Source organism: Terrabacter sp. 01T434, assembly GCF_056398545.1.
Window position 1 is genome coordinate 67,788 of sequence record NZ_JBFTPP010000008.1, and the last position, 18,845, is coordinate 86,632.

An 18,845-nucleotide genomic window follows, 5' to 3' on the forward strand; every position below is an offset into this window, starting at 1 on the left:
CTCAGGGGTTGACGGCGAAGTTGTCGATCCCGCCGGCCTCGACGGCGTACTTCTTCAGGGCCGCCTCGTAGCTGCCGTCGGCCTTGGCGGCCTTGAGGGCGTCGACGAGCAGGTTGGCGAAGTCGGTCTGGTCCTTGGGCACGACGTAGCCGTAGGGAGCCGAGTCGTAGATCTTGCCGAGCGCCTCCAGCGTGCCGGTCTGCTTCACGGCATACAGCCCGACCGGCGAGTCGGCGAGCATGGCGGCCGTCTTGCCGCTGGCGACGTCGGCGGTGACCTGGTCCTGGCCGGTCTGGATGACCTGCGTGATGCCGGGCTTGCCGGCGTCGGTGCACTTCTTGCTGCGCGCGGCAAGGTCCTCGGCCTGCACGGTGCCCTTCTGCGCGCCGATGCTCTTGCCGCAGGCGTCGTCGATGCTGACCTTCTCGGGGTTGCCCTTGGCGACGATCCACTGCGTGCCGGCGCTGTAGTAGCTCACCATGTTGACCTCCTTCTTGCGGTCCGGGTTGATGGTGAAGCTCGAGACGCCGATGTCGTACTTGCCGCCTGTCACGCCGAGGATGATCGTGCCGAAGCCGGCCGGGACGTACTCGGTCTTGAGGCCGAGCTTTGCGGCCACCGCGTCGAAGAGGGAGACGTCCCACCCCTCGACCGTCTTGCCGTCCGTGGCGAGCATCTCGTTGGGGGCGTAGGTCGGGTCGGTGCCGACGACGATCTTGCCGGCCGACTTGAGCTTGGCGGGGACCTTGGCCGCAAGGGCCTGGTCGACGCCGCCGCCCGCGGCCGTCCCTGCAGGCGTGCTGCCCGCGCCGGGCGAGGTGGACAGCGAGTTCGAGCCGCAGGCGGAGAGAGTGAGGCCGGCGGCGACGAAGCCGGAGACGGCGATGAGGGACATGCGACGCATGAGAAGGGGTCCTTCCGAGCACTGGCGAACGGGCTGACCGCGGGCGCCTCGATGCGCCTTCGGTGCGGCCGATCCTGCCACTCATGGCCCGGACCGGCACCGGGTTGTGCGTGATCGTATGCGGATCGCGATGTTGGTCGAGTCAGGGGGGCGATGCGGGGGTGCGTGGCGACACCCACCCCCGCATCGTGAGCGGTGGTCTCGTCAGAGGCGGTAGCGGGTGATGCTGCCGGGAGCGTTGACCACGGGGCCGGCCGGGCCGAACGTGACGTCCGCGAGGGTGCCGACGTAGAGCGACTCCCCCTGGACCTCGATCGAGAGCGGTCGGTCGGTCGTGACGACGGTGGAGGTCCGCCCGTGCTTCAGCCTCGTCACCTTGCCGCCGAAGAGCTCGGCGACGTAGACGGCGCCGTCCTGGCCCAGGGCGAGGTCGGTCGCGCCGAGGAAGCCGGTGGCCATGCGCTGGGTCGAGTGCTTCCACGGGTTGACGGAGTAGACGGATCCGCGGGCTCCGAGACTCGGGTCCTCCGGACCGCCGGGCAGCGTCGAGACCCAGAGCTTCCCGTCCGCGCCGCGCTCGACGTCGGTGGGGACGGGCTCGAAGTTGTACTTCGCTCCGGCCAGGCAGGAGGGCGCCCCCATGGCGGCGACCTGCGCGGCCGTCATGGTGACGGGCTGAGGCGGCAGGACGGCGATCGTCGACACGTGACCGCGACGGTCGACGCGGAGGATGTCGTTGCCCCCGGCGTCGGCCACGGCCCACGCCCCGTCCCCGATGTAGGCGACGGCATACGGGTGGGAGTCGACCTGGCCCTTGTAGGTCGCCGGGATCTGGAAGGCCTTCATGAAGAAGGCATCGAGCTCCCCGGGTGCGCAGCTCTTGCCCCCGGAGACGATGCCGTAGGTGGCGTGCTTGTCGGGGTTCACCGTCTTCTCGTAGCCGCTGAGGTCGGCGACGACGTCCGGCCGGCCCTTGCTGCGGATCGTCAGCGAGGTGGAGGAGTGGTCGTCGTTGGACGACGTGAAGGCGTAGGTCGCGCCCCCCTGGATCACGTCGATGCCGGCGACCTCGGGCTGCGGCCCCGTCGTGACGACCGTGTCGGCCCCCTTCGAGATCTTGTTGACGGTGCCGACGAATCCGTCGGTGTACCAGACGTCCTGGCCCGAGATCGACATCCCGAACGGCGCGATGACACGGCTGTTCAGGACCTTCGGCGAGTGCGCCGGACCGTCCCCGGAGCCGTGGGCGGAGGCGCTCGACGCCGTGAGGGCGCTGAACGCGGTGGCTGTCGTGCACGCGGCGACGACAGCAGTGATGGCACGGATCTTGCTTGACATGTGGTTGCCCCTCGTTGTCCTTGAGAGCAGTAGATCGGCGAGCTCTCGCGGCGTTCGGCGACGCCGCATCTTCGACGGTAGGGAAGCGTTGTGGCGGCCGTCACACTTTTTTCGTTTCCCCTCCGCCGTTCGTGAGGTATGTCCGAAAGACAGGAAAGATTCGCGCGCTCGTGGGGAACGGGGTCCGTGAGCAGCACGGGTCGCCCTCGGGTAGACTTGTCACCAGCGGCCCGCCCAGTTCTGCCTCGGGTCGCTTCTTCTTGGCCAGGCGGAGTGTCGCCGGCCCCGTCGATTCGCTCTTGCGCCGCGACACCTCACAGCCGAGGCCGTCGCGCCGGGCAGAACGACCGCTTCCACATTCTTTGGAGTACCCACCTGTGTCCACTGACACGAACTTCGCCGTCCTCGGCGTCCCCGTCCACCTCGTCACGGTCCTCGACGACCTCGGCATCACCGTCCCGACCCCGATCCAGGCGGCGACGTTGCCTGACTCGCTCGCCGGCCGCGACGTGCTCGGCCGCGGTCGCACCGGCTCCGGCAAGACGTACGCGTTCCTGCTGCCGCTGCTGACGCGCCTGTCCCAGTCGGGCCAGCGCCGCCAGGCCCGGCGTCCCCGCGCCCTGATCCTCGCGCCGACGCGTGAGCTCGTCACCCAGATCGACACGGCCATGGCGCCGCTCGCCAAGGCGCTCGGCCTCACGTCGCAGACGATCTTCGGCGGCGTCGGCCAGAACCCGCAGGTCCAGGGGCTCCGGAACGGCGTCGACGTCATCGTCGCCTGCCCGGGCCGCCTCGAGGACCTCATGCAGCAGGGTCACGTCTTCCTCGACGGCGTCGAGATCACGATCCTCGACGAGGCCGACCACATGGCCGACCTCGGCTTCCTCCCCGGCGTCCGCCGGATCATGGAGAAGACGCCGCCGAAGAGCCAGCGCCTGCTCTTCTCGGCGACGCTCGACGGTGCGATCAACGTCCTCGTCAAGCGCTTCCTCACCAATCCCGTGACGCACGAGGCCGATTCGGCCCAGTCGCCGGTGTCCACGATGAGCCACCACGTGCTTCACGTCGGTGCCGACGCGCACCTTCCCGTGCTGCTGGACCTCACCGCCGCACCGGGGCGCACCGTCGTCTTCACGCGCACCAAGCACCGGGCCAAGAAGCTCGCCAAGCAGCTCAACGCCTCGGGAGTTCCGGCCGTCGAGCTGCACGGCAACCTCAGCCAGGGCGCCCGCACGCGCAACATGGACGACTTCCACTCCGGCCGCGCCCAGACGCTCGTCGCGACCGACATCGCCGCCCGCGGCATCCACGTCGACGACGTCGCGCTCGTGATCCACGCCGACCCGCCCGTCGAGCACAAGGCATACCTCCACCGCTCGGGCCGCACGGCCCGCGCGGGCAACGACGGCACCGTCGTCACGATGATGCTCGACGACCAGGTGCGCGACGTGCGTGACCTGACGCGCAAGGCCGGCATCAAGCCGACGACGACGCGCGTCCAGCTCGGACACCCGCTCCTCACCGAGCTCGCCCCCGGCGACCGGTCGTATGCCGGTGGCCTCGTCCGCGAGGTCACTCCGTCGGGCTCGGGTGACGGCTCAGCCCGTGGCGGCGCCGGTCGTGGGCGCGGTCGCGGCCGCGGCGGCAACGGCGGGGCGTCCGCCGGTGGCCGTGGTGCCGGAGCCGCGCGTCCGGCCGGCGAGGGTGGTCGCGGTCGAGGCCGCGGCGACGAAGGCTCGGGCCGCGCAGCCGGTGCCGGTCGTGGCGCCGGCGGTGGCCGTGGTGGTCAGGGTGGTGGCCAGGGTGGTCGTCGCTCCGGCGGTGCCGGCAGCGCTGGTGGCGCCGGTGGTTCCGGCCGTCGCGGCGGCTCGTCGACCGTCTACTCGACGAGCAGCGGTGGCAGCGCAGCGTCGTTCTCCGCCGGCTCCCGCGCCGGCACCCGCCGCTCCCGCTGACCCCCTCGTAACCGTCGAGTGGCCACGTGTGGTCGCCTCGCAACCGTCGAGTGGCCACGTGTGGTCGCCTCGTAACCGTCGAGAGGCCACGTGTGGTCGCCTCGCAACCGTCGAGAGGCCACGTGTAGTCGCCTCGCAACCGTCGAGTGGCCACGTGTGGTCGCCTCGCAACCGTCGAGAGGCCACGTGTAGTCGCCTCGCAACCGTCGAGTGGCCACGTGTGGTCGCCTCGCAACCGTCGAGTGGCCACGTGTGGTCGCCCCCGTAACTGTCGGAAGGCCAAACCCCGTCGCGGGTTTGGCCTTTCGACGTTCGGCACCCGGCCACACGTGGCCTTTCGACGTTCGGCACCCGGCCACACGTGGCCTTCGACGGGTGGGGTCAGGAGCGCTTGAGGGAGCGGCTGCGTCCGCGGAACTCGGCGATGATCTGACCGTCCGACTCCCGCTTGACCGTGACGTCGGTGATGCCGCTACGTCCGAAGGCCGAGCGCACGTGCCCCTCGGCGACGAGCACGTCGCCGAGCCGGCCCGGTGCGGTGAAGGAGATGTCGGCCCCGGCAGCCACCGTGAGGCGCCCCCGCGAGTTGCAGGCGAGCGCGAAGCACGAGTCGGCAAGGGTGAAGATGTAGCCGCCGTGGCAGATGGCGTGGCCGTTGACCATGTCCTCGCGGATCGCCATCCGGACCACGGCGTGGTCCTGCTCGACGAGGGCGGCTTCCATGCCGAGGCGCCGCGAGGCCTCGTCGTCTGCCCACATCTGCCGGGCAAAGGCGACACCGGCGTCCGGGTCGGTGCCGTCCAGACCCTCCCCGCCACCCGCGGGCAGCTGCGTCTCGCTCATGTGAGGCTCCCGTCGGTCAGGGCCGGGCTGGGCCGGTAACGGCCCCCCGGATAGGCCTCGTCGAGCTCGGCGAGCTGACGGGCGACGACGTCGAACCCGATCTCGCGTCCCCACGCGAGGGGGCCCTTCGGGTACCGCGTCCCGAGCCGCATGGCCGTGTCGACGTCGTCGGGGCTCGCCTCCCCGCGGGCCACGAGGTCGACAGCCTCGTTGACGATCATCGCGAGCGTACGGGCGAGCGGGTCGGTGGCGACCGGTCCGCCGACGAGCCGCTCGGCGAGCTCGACGTCCGGCTCGGGCCCGTCGACGGAGCCGTCGGCGGCATACGTGTAGACGCCCCGGCCCGACTTGCGACCGAGACGCCCAGCCGACACGAGGTCCTGCTGGAAGGTCGTCGGCGTGTAGCGCTCGTCGCGACCCGTCTGCTCCCACACCGACGTGCCGACGGCGAGGTTGACGTCCTGACCGATGAAGTCGGTGAGCTCGAGCGGCCCCATCGGGAAGCCTCCCCGCTCACGGAGGATCCAGTCGACCGTCGCCGCGTCGGCGACACCGCTCTCGACGATCCGCTGCGCCTCGCCGTAGAAGGGACGCGCCACCCGGTTGACGATGAAGCCCGGGGTCGAGCTGCATCGGACCGGCGTCTTGCCCCAGGACGTCATGAGCGCGGTGGCGTGCTCGACGTAGGCCTGGGCGGTGCGCTCGCCGTGCACGACCTCGACGAGCTTCATGACGGGCGGCGGGTTGAAGAAGTGCAGGCCGAGCACGCGCTCCGGGTCGGCCACGTCAGCGGCGATGTCGTCGATGTCGATGCTGGAGGTGTTCGTCGCGAGGACCGTGGTCGACGGCTGTCGATCGGCGAGCTCGGCGAAGATGCGGCGCTTGAGGTCGAGGTCCTCGGGCACGGCCTCGATGACGAGCCCGCAGTTGGGCAGATCGTGGAGGGACTCCGCGGGGGTGATCCGCGCCAGCACCGCGTTCGCCTCGTCGGCCGGCAGTCGGCCCTTCTCGACGAGGCGCGACACGGCAGCGCCGATCCTCTCGATGGCACCTGCAGCAGCGCCGGGTAGCGCGTCGACGAGCACGACGGCGTGACCGGCGGTCGCGGCGACCTGCGCGATGCCGGCCCCCATGGCGCCGGCTCCGACCACGCCGACGGGGCCGAAGGCCGACCCCTCGTCAGCCGCGTCGGGGCGTGGTCGGTCGGGCTCGGTGAGGTCCGTGTCCATGCCCGCCATCCTGCCGGGTCGCCCGCCCGCGTGCGCGGCGGGCGGTCGCCAGACGGCGGCCGACGGCATACGACCGCGGTGTCCGCCGGGGCTAGCATCGACCCGTGACTGCACCGGCAACGACGCCCACCCACCCCCTGCTCGACGCGCACGCGGGAGTCCTCGACGAGATCCGTCAGGCCCTGGCGAGCCGCAGCTGGTACTCCCGCTACCCCGAGTCGCCGAGCCCCCGCGTCTACGGCGAGGCGGCCGCCGCCGAGGGGCTGGCCGCGCACGAGGCGCACCTGAACACGGCGTATGCCGCCCTCTCGAGTCAGCCGACCGACGGCACCTTCGTGGGCAGCGAGGTCTCGCCCTACGGACCGACGCTCGGGGTCACCTACCCGGCGCTCGATCTCGACGCCGGCCTCGCGGCCGCGCGGGCGGCGATGCCGGCCTGGCGGGACGCCGGCCCGCAGGTACGCGCCGCGGTGTGCGTCGAGATCGTCGACCGGATCAACAAGCGCAGCTTCGAGATCGCCAACGCCGTCATGCACACGTCCGGTCAGCCGTTCGTCATGTCGTTCCAGGCCGGTGGCCCGCACGCGCAGGACCGCGCGATCGAGGCGGTCGCGGCCGGCCTCGCCGAGCAGGAGCGCGTGCCCGCGTCGGTGCTCTGGGAGAAGCCTGGCCGTGACCGGGAGGGCAACCCCGCGCCGACCCGGATGCAGAAGGACTACCGGATCGTCCCGCGCGGGATCGCGCTCGTCATCGGCTGCAACACGTTCCCGACGTGGAACGCCTACCCCGGCATCTTCGCCTCGCTCGTCACCGGCAACGCCGTCGTCGTCAAGCCACACCCGCGTGCCGTGCTGCCGCTCGCGATCTCGGTCGAGGTCGCGCGGACGGTGCTCGAGGAGGCCGGTTTCGACCCGGCCCTCGTGCAGCTCGCCGCCGAGGCCGACGGGAAGGGCCTCGCCAAGACCCTCGCCGAGCGCGACGAGGTGGCGATCATCGACTACACCGGCGGCCCGACCTTCGGCGCCTGGCTCGAGCAGTCGGCGGCAGCCCACGGCAAGCTCGTCTACACCGAGAAGGCCGGCCTCAACTCGATCGTCGTCGACTCGACCGACAACCTCAAAGGCATGCTCGGCAACCTCGCCTTCAGCCTCACCCTCTACTCCGGCCAGATGTGCACGGCGCCGCAGAACCTCTACGTCCCCGAGAGTGGGATCGACACCGACGAGGGCCACCTGTCCTTCGACGAGTTCGGCGAGCGGCTGGCCGGGGCCGTCGGCCCGCTCACCGGCGACGACGCCAAGGCCGTCGAGCTGCTCGGGGCCACGGTCAACGACCAGGTCCGTGACAACGCGGAGTCGCTTGCGTCGATCGCCGAGGATGCGGGTGGTCGCGTCGTGCTCGACTCTCGTCGCATCACCCACCCGGGGTGGGCCGACGCCGTCGTCCGCGCCCCGGGTCTCGTCGCCGTGGACGTAGCGCGCGAGGACATCTACACGCAGGAGTGCTTCGGGCCGGTCGGCTTCCTCATCCGCACGGCGTCGACGGAGCAGTCGCTCGCGCAGCTCGCTGACACCGTGGGCGAGCACGGAGCCATGACGGCTGCCGTCTACTCCACGAGCGACGCGGTCCTCGACGCCGCGCGGGACGCCGCCGCCGAGGGAGGAGTCGCCTTGTCCGAGAACCTCACCGGCCAGATCTTCGTCAACCAGACGGCAGCCTTCTCCGACCTTCACGGCACCGGCGCCAACCCGGCCGCGAACGCCGCCTACACCGACGCCGCCTTCGTCGCGAACCGCTTCCGCGTCATCACGTCGCGCCGACACGTCTGAGGCCGGGGTGGTCTCTGCTCCTGCCCAGCTCGACCGGACGACCGTGCAGCGCAAGGTCGTTCGGACCCTCGTGGGGTCGCAGATCCTCAGCGGGGTCGGGATGGCCTGCGGCATCGCCGTCGGAGCACTGCTTGCCGAGGACCTCAGCGGCACCGAGGCCCTCGCGGGTGTCGGCACGACCGCGCAGGTCCTCGGCACTGCCCTGCTGACGATCCCCGTCGCGCGGGCGACGGCCGCCCGGGGGCGTCGCGTCGGCCTGCGCTGGGGCCTGGCCGTGGCGTTCGTGGGTGCGGCGCTCGTCCTCGTCGCGGCGGTGCTGCGCTCGTTCCCGCTCTTCGCCGTCGGCATGTTCCTCTTCGGCGGCGGCACCACTGCCAACAACCAGGCGAGGTATGCCGCAGCCGACCTCGCCGCGCCCCTGCGCCGGGGCCGTGACCTGTCCATCGTCGTCTGGGCCACGACCATCGGCTCCGTCGCCGGTCCGAACCTCGTCGGACCGGGCAAGGCGCTCGCGCAGCGCCTGGGCCTGCCGGAGCTGGCCGGCACGTTCCTCTTCTCGCTCGTCGGCTTCGTGCTCGCGTGGCTCGTCGTCGACCGACTGCTGCGACCCGACCCGCTGCTCACCGCCCGCGCGCTCGACGCCGAGGCGCGGGCCGAGCTCCGACGAGCGCAGGCGCCGGACCCGACCGCCGACGGCGGCGCTCAGCAGGTCGACGTCGTCGTCTCGGCCGCCGCGGGCCCGGCGGAGGCGCCCAACCACGACGGGTCGATGCGTCGCGGCCTGGCTGTGGTGCGCGGCAACCCGCGGGCCCTCCAGGCGATGCTCGTCATGGCGCTGGGCCACCTCGTGATGGTCAGCGTGATGGTCATGACGCCGATCCACATGCAGCACGGGCACGCCGACCTCGAGGTCATCGGCTTCGTCATCTCGATGCACATCCTCGGAATGTTCGCGCTGTCGCCCCTCGTCGGCGCCGCGGTGGACCGCTGGGGTCCTGCGTCCGTCGCCATGACGGGCGGCGTGATCCTGACCCTCGCCGCACTGCTCGCCTCCCGATCACAGGCGGGCTGGTCCGGGCTGCTGCTCGTCGCGCTCTTCCTGCTCGGGGTCGGCTGGTCGTGCACGCTCGTGTCGGGCTCGACCCTGCTCACCTCCGTCGTCACGACCGACGAGCGTCCGGCGACCCAGGGTCTTGCCGACGTGCTCATGGGGCTGGCGGGCGCCGCGGGGGGTGTGGCGGCTGGAGTCGTGGTGGGCTCGCTCGGCTACTCCGCCCTCGCCAGCGGGTCGGCCGTCATCGGCGTCGTCATCCTCGTGGTCGGTGCGGCGCGCGTGACCCAGGCCGCTGCCGAGGTCAGCTGAGCAGCGTCAGTGCGAAGCCGATGAGCGGCAGCGTGCCCTGGGTCAACGCGGCCCGCAGGTAGGTCAGCCCCGTCGTCACGAGGACGGTCGCGGCGAGGGCCATCGAGCCGGTGCAGAACAGCACGAGGGTGCGGCCGGCCGTGTCGTGCCCGGACCACCACAGCACGAGCCCGAGGGCGGCGCCGAGCCCGAGGAAGAGGTTGTAGAAGCCCTGGTTGTAGGCCATGGGCCGGGTCAGCTCGGCCGCGGCCTGGTCGGCGACGCCGAAGCGCCTCCAGACGGTCGGCCGGGTCCAGGCGAAGCTCTCCATCCAGAAGATGTAGGCGTGCAGCAGCGCGGCCAGCCCGACGAACACGCTCGCGGCGATCCTCATGCCCGGAGCGTAGGGCGGTGCGCCCTCCGGCGCCGTGTGCCGAGCGGACGGATCGCTCTTTCGATTGGGGTGGAGGACCGCCCTGGTCCGGTGCGCTGTTCGCGTCGCGGTTGGGCGGTTGGGCGGTTGGGCGGTTGGGCGGTTGGGCGGTTGGGCGGTTGGGCGGTTGGGCGGTTGGGCGGTCAGGCGGTGATGCGCAAGGTGCTGGTGCGGTCGGGTCGGACGAGCACCTCGATGCGGTCGGCCACGCGCGCCTTCAGCTCCGTCACGTGGCTGACGATGCCGACGGTGCGGCCGCCCTCGCGCAGCCCCTCGAGCGTGTGCATGACGTCGTCGAGCACGTCGGGGTCGAGCGTCCCGAAGCCCTCGTCGACGAAGAGCGTGCCGAGGTCGACCCCGCCGGACTCGGCCCGGACCACCTCGGCGAGCGCGAGCGCGAGCGACAGCGAGACGTAGAAGGTCTCGCCGCCGGACAGCGTGCCGACCTCGCGGACCTGGTTGGTGTGCATGTCGTGCACACGCACGCCGAGGCCCGACTTGGCGTTGCCCTTCTTCGCGTCGGTGTGCTCGAGCGTGTAGCGGCCTCCGGAGAAGCGCCCCAGCTCGGTGTTGGCGGCAGAGAGCACCTCGGTGAAGCGGCGGATGAGGACGTACTTGGCCAGGTCGAGGTTGAGCTGGTTGTCGCCGTTGCCTGCGACGAGCTGGCCGACCCGGACGGCGTCAGCCGTTTCAGTGATGACGGCTGCGTTGCGCGCCATGGCCTCGCGCACGTCGGTGACGCGTCGCTTGGTGCGGCTGACCTGGTCGCGCAGGCTGCCGTGCGCGTTGGTCGCGGCCTCCAGCTCCTTCTTGGCGGCGGCGGCGAGCGCCTCGAGCTGCTCGATGTCGTCGAAGAGGGCGTCGAGCTGGACGTCGGCGAGCTCGGGACCGGTGAGCCCCGCCCTGACCTGGGTGCAGGCACGCTCGAACTCGGCGATCTCACGCGTTTTGGCGTTGATCCACTCCGCCCCACGGTCGGCCGCCATCCACTCGGCGACGTCGGCGAAGCCGAACTGGGCGAGGTCGGCGTCGCGCGCCGCGGTGTCCTCGGCGACGGACGCAGCCGCCACGTCGCGCTGGGCGAGGGCGTCGACGAGGGCGTCCACTCGGGCGGCAGCGGCGACGAGGTCGTCACGCCGGGCCGTGACGCTGGGGTGGCCGTCGCGGGCCTGCTCGACGAGAGACGTCTCCTCGGTGACGCGCGCCTCGAGGTCGGCCGCGGACTGCTCGGTGCGGGCGGCGTCGGCCCCGAGGTTGCTCTTCTGCGCCGACAGCTCGTCGACGCGTCGGCGCAGGTCGGCCACGCGGGCCGCCCCCGCCTCGACGTCGGAGCGAGCCTGCACCGACGCGGCGAGCTCGTGAGCAGCGGACTCGGCTCGCGCCCGGGCCGTCGCGACGTCGAGTCCGTCGCAGCGCGCCGCGAGCTCACGCACCTCGGACCGCAGGGTGCCGAGCGCCTCGACCGCCCGCGTGGCCTGCTCCCGGAGCTGCCCGACCCTGGACTCCTCCGCGTCGATCTGCTCGGGCGTCACGGCATCGAGCGTCGGGTGGGCCGGGGACGGGTGCTCGACGGAGCCGCAGACCGGGCACGGGTCGCCCTCGACGAGAGAGAGACCCAGCTCGCCGGCGATGCCGTCGATGCGAGCCCGGCGCAACCCGGCGAGCGACGTCTCCGCCGCCGCCACCGTCGACAGCGCCGCAGCCGCTGCAGACTCGGCGCGGGGCACCCGGGATGCCGCGGCCTCGTGGGCCACAGCTGCCTCGAGCCGGTCCCGGGCGCGCTCGCCCTCGGCCGCCCGTCCGTCGAGGAGCGCTGCGAGGCGGCGCGCCTCGGTCAGGGCCGCGTCGTGCATCGCGATCGTTGCGGGCAACGCCTCGAGCTCGGTCGACACGGATGCCACCGACCGGCGTATGCCGTCGAGCCGCTCGCGCAGCAGCGCCAGCTCCCTGACGCGGCCGGGCAACGCCCCTTCGACGGTGATGGCGCCGGTGAGGGAGCCGACGACTTCACGGGCCTGGGCCGCGGCCTCGCGCAGGGCGGCCGGACCGCGGTCGCGCAGGGCGGGCTGGACCCGTTCCCGGGCCTGCGTCAGGGCCACCTCGGCGCGCTTGAGCGTCGCCTCGGACTGGGCCAGGGTGCGGACGGCGCCGGCGACGGGACGAGCCTGGCGGGCGCGCGCGACCTCCTCACCGAGCCGTCGGAAGGCCACCGCCTGCTTGCCGAGGTCGTGCTCCTGCTGCTGGAGCTGCCTCAGCCGCTCGCGGCGCTGCATGCGCAGCCGGGCGTCGCTGACCATGTCGGCCATCTGCTTGTGGGTCTCGATCGCCTCGCGGCTGGCCTTGCCCGCGTGGCGCTCGCGCGTGGTCAGCTCGTCGACGACCTGTGTCAGCTCGGCGTCGAGGGACTCGGGGGCGGTGCGGCTCAGGGCCTCGAGCACGTCCCGGCGCTCGGTCTCGAGCCCGGCCGACACGGCCAGGGCGTGGACGGCGAGGCGGATCTCGTCGACGGCCGACTGGCGCCGCGCCTGCGCGGCCCGCCCGGCCTCGACGATCTCGTCCTGGACCCGGCGGAAGAAGGCCGTGCCGAAGACCTTCTCGAGGAGCTTGCCCTTGTCCTCGGACCGGGCCCGCAGGAACGTCGCGAACTCGCCCTGCGGCAGGATCACGGTCTGCACGAACTGGTCGCGGGTCAGGCCGACGGCGCGGGTGATCTCGTCGTCGCAGTCGCCGATGTTGGTCGAGAGCAGCTCGCCGCCCGCGAGGTCGTCGGGCGTCTGCAGTCGCCACAGCTTGATCGTCGGCTGCTGCACGGTGGTGCCTGGGCCGCGCGACTTGGGTCGCTCGAAGCGCGGCGTGCGCTGGACGCGGAAGAGCCCCGACTGGGTCTCGAAGACGAGCACGACGACGGGCACGGTGCGCGGGTCGGCGTGGTGCGAGTGGATGCGCTCGACGTCGGCCGACGCCTGGGCCACCTTGCCGTAGAGGGCGAACGTGATGGCGTCGATGATCGTCGACTTGCCCGAGCCCGTGGGGCCCTCGAGCAGGAAGAGGCCGGCGCGCCCGACGGTCGTGAAGTCGATGACCTCGGTGCCGGCATACGGCCCGATGGCCGTCATGGACAGGTGGTGCAGCTGCACGTCACGCCACCTCCTGCGCCTCAGCCCGGTGCTGGGCCCTGACGGCCGCCTCGAAGCCCGCCGCGAAGACGTCGACCTCGCCGTCGCTCGCCTCGGTCTTGGTGACGTAGGCGATGAAGTCCGAGCCGAGCTCGCGCGGGTCGCGCTCGCTGACGAGTGTCGTGCCGGCGCGCCCGCGGTCGATGGCGCCCTCGGGCTCGTGGAAGACCTGCAGGGCATGCGGGAAGCGGGACTTGAGGCGGTCCATGAGCGAGTCCGGCCGGACCCGGTCGGTGACCGTGACCCGCACCCACGCGTCCTCGGCGGCCGTGAACGCGGCCGCCTCGAGCAGGTCGTCGAGGCACCCGCGGAGCGTCGCCATGGCGCGCGGCTGGACGATCTCGACCGGCGTCACACGCGCAGGACCCGAGGCGTCGACGTCGACGAGGAGGACGACCTTCTCGTGCTCCTGCTCGGAGAAGGAGTAGCGCAGCGGTGAACCGGAGTAGCGCACGACCGACCCGTTCGCCGAGTCCGGAGCCTGCGGGCCATGGAGGTGCCCCAGCGCGGCGTAGTCGATGCCGTGGAAGACCGTGCCGGCCACCCGGTCCACGCCGCCGACCATGATCGAGCGCTCGGAGTCGCTCGGCTCGGCGCCGGCGACGAACGCGTGCGCGAGCACCACCGAGCGCAGGCCGGGGCGGTCAGCCAGGTCGGCGCGGATGCGGTCGCACGCCGCCCCGACGACGGCCTGGTGTGAGCGCGGCAGAGGCTCCCCGCCGCGGGCCAGCGCAACTCGCGCATGGTCGGGGTCGAGGTAGGGGATGCCGTAGACGGCGGCCCGCACGCCGTCGCTCCCCTCGAGCAGCACCGGCAGGTCGAGCTGACCGAGGTCGGTGACCATCCGGATGGTGTCGCGGAAGAGGCCGGCGCCGTAGCCGAGGCGGATCGCGGAGTCGTGGTTGCCCGAGGTGACGACGACGGTCGTGACCGCCGACAGCCGCGAGAGTGTCCACTCGAAGAGCTGCACGGACTCGACGGGCGGGACGCCGCGGTCGTAGATGTCGCCCGCGACGAGCACGGCATCGATCGGCACCCCGTCGGGCGGCTCCTCGACGAGCTCGCAGATGCGCTCCAGGACAGCAGACTGCGCCTCGTGGAGGTTCACGCCGTGGAGCGTGCGCCCGAGGTGCCAGTCGGAGGTGTGGAGCAACCGCATGCCACGACGGTAGGACCCTGCACCGACACCCTCACCACCGACACCCCGATGGGTCATGGGCGGCTCGCGCACAGCCCGTGTCAGCGGTCGCGGACCGCCTCGAGCAGGTTGGCCTCCGCCGTCACGAGGTAGTCGTCGAGCTCGGCGACGGCCGCCTCGAGGTCGCCTGCTTCGAGCAGGACCAGCAGCCGCCGGTTGCGCTGCAGGAAGGGCTCGTGGAGGGTCTGCGCGTCGGGCAGGCGCAGGAAGCCGAGGCGCAGCTCGGCCAGGAGCCCCTCGAACATCGCGGCGAGGTGCACGCTGTCGCAGGCGGCCACGATCCGTCGGTGGAAGTCGATGTCCGCCGTCCCCACCGCGCTCCAGTCGGCTTGCGAGACAGCCGACTCCGCGCGCTCGACGATCTCGTGGAGCGCCGTGACACCGCGCGCGTCGACGCGCACGAGGCCGAGCGGCTCGACGAGCCGACGCGTGCGGTACATCGCCCGGATCTCGTCCGGTCCGACCGTGCGGACGAACACTCCCCGGTGCAGGGCGTGCTCGACGAGGCGAGCGTGCCCGAGCAGGCGGAAGGACTCGCGGACGGTGTTGCGCGAGACCTCCATCGCTCCGGCGATGTGTTCCTCGCGCAGCTGCGTTCCCGGCCGCAGCCGGCCCTCGGCGATCTGGACACGCAGGACCTCGGCCACAGCCTCAGCCGTGCTGGCCCGACGGGGAAGCGTGGGCAGTGCGGGCTCCGTCTGGGTCATCGTCCTGCCATCCGTGTCGTTGCGCCGTGACGGCCCCGAGCATAGCCGGGGCGGCGCGACAATGTTCCATTGTGGTCTTGTTGGATTGCTCAACAATCCACTACCGTCGTCCGCAGTCGTTGACACCGCCGTCAGCGCCCGACGTCAGGAGCAGCCGACATGAGTCCGACCCCGTCCGTGTCCCCAGGGTCCTCGAAGTCCTCCGTGTCCTCCGTGTCCTCGGTGTCCTCGGTGTCCTCCGTGTCCTCGGTCCGCCGCGTGATCGCCGCCAGCCTCATCGGCACCTCGCTCGAGTGGTACGACTTCTTCATCTACGGCACCGCCGCGGCGCTGGTCTTCAACAAGCTCTTCTTCCCCACCTTCGACCCGCTGGTCGGCACCATCCTGGCGTTCGCCACCTTCGCCGTCGGCTTCATCGCGCGGCCGCTCGGCGGCATCGTCTTCGGGCACTACGGGGACCGGCTCGGGCGCAAGAACGTGCTCGTCGTGACCCTGCTGCTCATGGGTCTCGCGACCTTCGCCATCGGCCTCCTGCCGACGTACGCGGCCATCGGCGTGTGGGGCCCGATCGGTCTCGTCGTCCTCCGTTTCATCCAGGGCCTCGGCCTCGGCGGCGAGTGGGGTGGCGCGGTCCTGATGACCCTGGAGAGCGGCCCCGGCCACCGTCGCGGCCTCAACGCCAGCTGGCCCCAGGTCGGCGTGCCGATCGGCCTGCTGCTGTCCAACGGCGTGCTCGCGCTCATGGGGGTCCTCACGTCCGACGCCACGTTCCGGTCGTGGGGCTGGCGCGTCCCGTTCCTGCTGAGCGGGCTGCTCGTCATCGTCGGGATCTGGATCCGCCGGACACTCAGCGAGAGCCCCATGTTCAAGGAGGTCGAGCACCAGGGTGCGCCCCAGGCGCCCATCGTCGAGGTGCTGCGTCGCTACTGGCGCCAGGTGCTGCTGGCCATCGGCGCGCGCGTCGGCGTCGACGTCGCCTTCTACACGTTCGTCCTCTTCATCGCCACGTATGTCGCCACCTACCTCGGCCTGCCGAAGCAGTACGCCCTCAACGCCGTCCTCGTCGCGGCCGGCGTGCAGGTCGTGGCCATCCCGTGGTTCGGCCACCTCTCCGACCGCTTCGGTCGGCGCCCGGTCTACCTGGCCGGAGCCGTGGCGGCGGCCGTCTGGGTCTTCGTCTTCTTCCGCCTCCTCGACACCGGCAACTTCGTGCTCATCCTCGTCGCCGCAGTCTTGGCACTCGTCGCGCACGCGGCGATGTACGGCCCGCAAGCCGCCTTCATCAGCGAGATGTTCCCGACCCGCGTGCGCTACACCGGTGCGTCGATGGGCTACCAGCTGGCCGGGATCGTCGGGGGCGGCATCGCGCCGATCGTCGCCACCGCACTGCTGGCCCACTTCGACAGCGCGTATGCCGTGGCCACCTACGTCGCGGCGATGCTGGCCGTCACCGTGGTGTGCGTCCTGCTCGCACCCGAGACGGCGCGTGACGACCTGCACCGCGACACCCGCCACACCCGCGACACCCACGGAGAGCAGCCCAGCGAGGCGACGGTACGGTCCGCCACATGAGTGCCATCGACCTCAACAGCGACCTCGGCGAGGGCTTCGGACGGTGGACCCTCGGCGACGACGAGGCCATGCTCCGCGTCGTGACGAGCGCCAACGTGGCCTGCGGCTTCCACGCCGGCGACCCCAGCATCCTGCGGCGGGTGTGCGCCCGCGCGGCGCAGCTCGGCGTGGCCGTCGGCGCCCAGGTGGGCTACCGGGACCTCGCCGGCTTCGGTCGGCGCCACATCGAGATGGACCCGGCCGAGCTCGTCGACGAGCTGATCTACCAGATCGCGGCCCTGCACGGCATCGCCGGCGTCGAGGGAGCCCGCGTCAGCTACGTCAAGCCGCACGGCGCCCTCTACAACGCGGCAGCGAGCAACTCCGTGACGGCCGGCGCCGTCACGGAGGCGGTCGCCCTCTTCGACCGGTCGATGCCGGTCCTGGGCCTCGCCGGCTCCGAGCTGCTCATCCGGGCAGAGGCCGACGGGCTGATCGCGGTCGCCGAGGCCTTCGCCGACCGCGCCTACAGCCCCGACGGTCTGCTCGTCCCGCGTCATCAGCCCGGAGCCGTCATCCACGACGCCGACGTGGTCGCGCGCCGCTGCGTCCAGATGGCCACGGAGGGCACCGTCGTCGCCATCGACGGGAGCACCATTTCCGTTGCGGCACAGTCGATCTGCATCCACGGAGACACCCCCGGTGCCGTCGAGATGGCGCACGCCGTGCGTCGCGCGGTCGACGACGCTGGCGTCGTGCTCCGCCCGTTCACGGAAGTGCCCTGATGATGCGCACTCTGGCTGCCGGTCACCGCGGGCTGCTCGTCGAGTGCGACGACCTCCCGGAAGTCATGGCGCTTCACCGGACGCTCGAGGAGGCACGCGGCGCCGGCGCGCTCCCTGGCGTCGTCGACCTCGTGCCTGCGGCCCGGACGGTGCTCATCACCTTCGACGACACCGCCTCACACGGCCGGGTGGCCGAGGCGCTCGCCGCGCTCGACGTGCGCCGGGGTGACGAGGACCGGCCCGACCACGAGGTCGAGGTGTTCGTGACGTACGACGGGGACGACCTGGACGAGGTCGCGAGCCTCTCCGGCCTGTCGGTCGACGAGGTGGTGCGCCGCCACAGCGCCGCCACCTACCGCGTGGCGTTCACCGGGTTCGCGCCCGGCTTCGCCTACATCGTCGGGGGGGACGCCGCCCTCGTCGTGCCGCGCCGGACCACCCCGCGCACGCGCGTCCCCCGGGGCTCCGTCGCCCTGGCCGGCGAGTTCACCGGCATCTACCCGCGGGAGGGGCCGGGCGGTTGGCAGCTCATCGGCCGCACCGAGGCGCCCCTGTGGGACCTCGACCGTGAGCCGCCGGCCCTGCTCGCCCCGGGCACCCGGGTCCGCTTCACCAGGCTCGACCCGTGATCGAGGTGCTGCGGGCCGGGCCGCTGACGACGCTCCAGGACCTCGGCCGTCCCGGCCTCGCGCACCTGGGCGTCGGTCGCTCGGGCGCGGTCGACCGGCCGAGCCTCCGCCTCGCCAACCGCCTGGTCGGCAACGCCGAGGGCGCACCGGCGCTCGAGACGACGTTCGGCGGGCTGGTCCTGCGCTTCACCGAGGCAGCCACGGTCGCGGTCGCCGGCGCACCGGCCCCGCTGTGCGTCGACGGTCGGGCACACGCCTGCTGCACGCCCGTCACCGTCAGGGCAGGTCAGGTGCTCGAGCTGGGGATGCCGACCCGTGGCGTGCGCACGTACCTGGCGCTGCGCGGTGGCGTGGCGTGCGAGCTCGTGCTCGGGTCGGCCGCCACCGACCTCCTCTCGCGCCTGGGCCCTGCCCCGTTGCGCGACGGCGACACCGTCGAGCTGGGCCGGCCCGCGGGTCCGATGCCCGGCGTCGACCACGCCGCGGTGGCGCCCCTTCCCCACGAGGTCGTGCTGCGTGCCGTCCCCGGTCCGCGCGCCGACTGGTTCACCGCCGACTCGCTCACCCGCCTCGGCCGCGCCACCTACGAGGTGACTGCAGCGTCCGACCGGATCGGGCTGCGGCTCGAGGGCCCGGCGCTGACGCGGCAGCGCACCCACGAGCTGCCGTCCGAGGGCATCGTCGAGGGCGCGGTGCAGGTGCCTCCGGACGGTCGCCCGGTGATCTTCCTCGCCGACCATCCCGTCACCGGTGGCTACCCCGTCGTCGCCGTCGTGCACCCCGACGACGTCGCCCACGCGGCCCAGGCCCGGCCCGGCCAGCCACTGCGCTTCGCGCTCCACCGCCCGCTGCTCTGACCCTCGGGTGTGAGAGGGGTCGTATGCCGTGAGCCCGCCTTCCGGACGGAAGGCGGGCTCACGGCATAC

At 72.2% G+C, this 18,845-nt stretch carries 16 protein-coding genes; 7 read left to right on the top strand and 9 right to left on the bottom strand.

Features of this window, described 5'->3' with window-relative positions:
• Position 1 precedes the first annotated feature (1 nt).
• Both AC1DIW_RS16780 and AC1DIW_RS16785 read right to left on the bottom strand, forming a co-directional pair.
• Entirely contained in the window at positions 2-904 is a 903-nt protein-coding gene (locus AC1DIW_RS16780; RefSeq protein WP_442279443.1) for an ABC transporter substrate-binding protein, read from the bottom strand.
• A 204-nt stretch (positions 905-1,108) separates the two neighbouring features.
• Entirely contained in the window at positions 1,109-2,242 is a 1,134-nt protein-coding gene (locus AC1DIW_RS16785; RefSeq protein WP_478109602.1) for a ScyD/ScyE family protein, read from the bottom strand.
• A gap of 377 nt (positions 2,243-2,619) precedes the next feature.
• On the opposite strand from AC1DIW_RS16785, the gene AC1DIW_RS16790 reads away from it, so the two are divergent.
• Positions 2,620-4,197, top strand: a complete 1,578-nt coding sequence (locus tag AC1DIW_RS16790) for a DEAD/DEAH box helicase (RefSeq protein WP_478109603.1) — start codon at positions 2,620-2,622, stop codon at positions 4,195-4,197.
• Positions 4,198-4,578: 381 nt separating this feature from the next.
• On the opposite strand, the gene paaI is transcribed toward AC1DIW_RS16790, so the two are convergent.
• Positions 4,579-5,040, bottom strand: coding sequence for a hydroxyphenylacetyl-CoA thioesterase PaaI (gene paaI, locus AC1DIW_RS16795; protein WP_442279440.1), 462 nt, complete (start codon positions 5,038-5,040; stop codon positions 4,579-4,581).
• Entirely contained in the window at positions 5,037-6,269 is a 1,233-nt protein-coding gene (locus tag AC1DIW_RS16800) for a 3-hydroxyacyl-CoA dehydrogenase NAD-binding domain-containing protein (protein WP_478109605.1), read from the bottom strand. The genes paaI and AC1DIW_RS16800 overlap by 4 nt, the downstream gene beginning before the upstream one ends.
• Before the next feature lie 104 nt (positions 6,270-6,373).
• On the opposite strand from AC1DIW_RS16800, the gene paaN reads away from it, so the two are divergent.
• Complete coding sequence (gene paaN / locus AC1DIW_RS16805; protein WP_478109607.1) at positions 6,374-8,098, top strand: phenylacetic acid degradation protein PaaN; 1,725 nt, start codon at positions 6,374-6,376, stop codon at positions 8,096-8,098.
• Between the two features lie 7 nt (positions 8,099-8,105).
• Complete coding sequence (locus AC1DIW_RS16810; protein WP_478109609.1) at positions 8,106-9,461, top strand: MFS transporter; 1,356 nt, start codon at positions 8,106-8,108, stop codon at positions 9,459-9,461.
• On the opposite strand, the gene AC1DIW_RS16815 is transcribed toward AC1DIW_RS16810, so the two are convergent.
• The 5 genes from AC1DIW_RS16815 to AC1DIW_RS16835 form a co-directional block, all read right to left on the bottom strand.
• Entirely contained in the window at positions 9,454-9,834 is a 381-nt protein-coding gene (locus AC1DIW_RS16815) for a DUF1304 domain-containing protein (protein WP_478109610.1), read from the bottom strand. The two genes, AC1DIW_RS16810 and AC1DIW_RS16815, sit on opposite strands and share 8 nt — an antisense overlap.
• Positions 9,835-10,016: 182 nt before the next feature.
• Positions 10,017-13,010 (bottom strand): AAA family ATPase, encoded by a 2,994-nt coding sequence (locus tag AC1DIW_RS16820; protein WP_478109612.1) that lies wholly within the window; start codon positions 13,008-13,010, stop codon positions 10,017-10,019.
• A gap of 1 nt (position 13,011) precedes the next feature.
• On the bottom strand, positions 13,012-14,208 hold the full coding sequence (locus tag AC1DIW_RS16825) for an exonuclease SbcCD subunit D (protein WP_478109614.1): 1,197 nt from the start codon (positions 14,206-14,208) through the stop codon (positions 13,012-13,014).
• A gap of 80 nt (positions 14,209-14,288) precedes the next feature.
• Positions 14,289-14,954 (bottom strand): GntR family transcriptional regulator, encoded by a 666-nt coding sequence (locus AC1DIW_RS16830; RefSeq protein ID WP_478109616.1) that lies wholly within the window; start codon positions 14,952-14,954, stop codon positions 14,289-14,291.
• Between the two features lie 131 nt (positions 14,955-15,085).
• The gene (locus tag AC1DIW_RS16835) at positions 15,086-15,232 is read right to left on the bottom strand and encodes a hypothetical protein (protein ID WP_478109617.1); all 147 of its coding nucleotides are present in this window, start codon (positions 15,230-15,232) and stop codon (positions 15,086-15,088) included.
• Here AC1DIW_RS16835 and AC1DIW_RS16840 point away from each other — a divergent pair.
• From AC1DIW_RS16840 to AC1DIW_RS16855, 4 genes are read left to right on the top strand one after another with little or no spacing between them, the layout of a single operon-like run.
• Positions 15,213-16,526, top strand: coding sequence for an MFS transporter (locus AC1DIW_RS16840; protein WP_478109619.1), 1,314 nt, complete (start codon positions 15,213-15,215; stop codon positions 16,524-16,526). The genes AC1DIW_RS16835 and AC1DIW_RS16840 overlap by 20 nt on opposite strands.
• A complete protein-coding gene (locus AC1DIW_RS16845; protein ID WP_478109621.1) occupies positions 16,523-17,290 on the top strand; it encodes a LamB/YcsF family protein in 768 nt (255 codons plus the stop codon). Before AC1DIW_RS16840 ends, AC1DIW_RS16845 begins: the two co-directional genes overlap by 4 nt.
• Positions 17,290-17,919, top strand: a complete 630-nt coding sequence (locus AC1DIW_RS16850; RefSeq protein WP_442279430.1) for a 5-oxoprolinase subunit B family protein — start codon at positions 17,290-17,292, stop codon at positions 17,917-17,919. Before AC1DIW_RS16845 ends, AC1DIW_RS16850 begins: the two co-directional genes overlap by 1 nt.
• The gene (locus tag AC1DIW_RS16855; protein ID WP_442279429.1) at positions 17,916-18,776 is read left to right on the top strand and encodes a 5-oxoprolinase subunit C family protein; all 861 of its coding nucleotides are present in this window, start codon (positions 17,916-17,918) and stop codon (positions 18,774-18,776) included. The genes AC1DIW_RS16850 and AC1DIW_RS16855 overlap by 4 nt, the downstream gene beginning before the upstream one ends.
• Positions 18,777-18,845: the final 69 nt, after the last annotated feature.

What these genes read in the sequence shown, in the direction of transcription:
- AC1DIW_RS16780 (WP_442279443.1), bottom strand. Translation starts at nt 904, where the DNA reads ATGCGTCGCATGTCCCTCATCGCCGTCTCCGGCTTCGTCGCCGCCGGC.
- paaI (WP_442279440.1), bottom strand. Translation starts at nt 5,040, where the DNA reads ATGAGCGAGACGCAGCTGCCCGCGGGTGGCGGGGAGGGTCTGGACGGC.
- AC1DIW_RS16845 (WP_478109621.1), top strand. Translation starts at nt 16,523, where the DNA reads ATGAGTGCCATCGACCTCAACAGCGACCTCGGCGAGGGCTTCGGACGG.
- AC1DIW_RS16835 (WP_478109617.1), bottom strand. Translation starts at nt 15,232, where the DNA reads ATGAGGCTGGCGGCGATCACGCGGCGGACCGAGGACACGGAGGACACC.
- AC1DIW_RS16785 (WP_478109602.1), bottom strand. Translation starts at nt 2,242, where the DNA reads ATGTCAAGCAAGATCCGTGCCATCACTGCTGTCGTCGCCGCGTGCACG.
- AC1DIW_RS16830 (WP_478109616.1), bottom strand. Translation starts at nt 14,954, where the DNA reads ATGACCCAGACGGAGCCCGCACTGCCCACGCTTCCCCGTCGGGCCAGC.
- AC1DIW_RS16850 (WP_442279430.1), top strand. Translation starts at nt 17,290, where the DNA reads ATGATGCGCACTCTGGCTGCCGGTCACCGCGGGCTGCTCGTCGAGTGC.
- AC1DIW_RS16825 (WP_478109614.1), bottom strand. Translation starts at nt 14,208, where the DNA reads ATGCGGTTGCTCCACACCTCCGACTGGCACCTCGGGCGCACGCTCCAC.
- AC1DIW_RS16815 (WP_478109610.1), bottom strand. Translation starts at nt 9,834, where the DNA reads ATGAGGATCGCCGCGAGCGTGTTCGTCGGGCTGGCCGCGCTGCTGCAC.
- AC1DIW_RS16800 (WP_478109605.1), bottom strand. Translation starts at nt 6,269, where the DNA reads ATGGACACGGACCTCACCGAGCCCGACCGACCACGCCCCGACGCGGCT.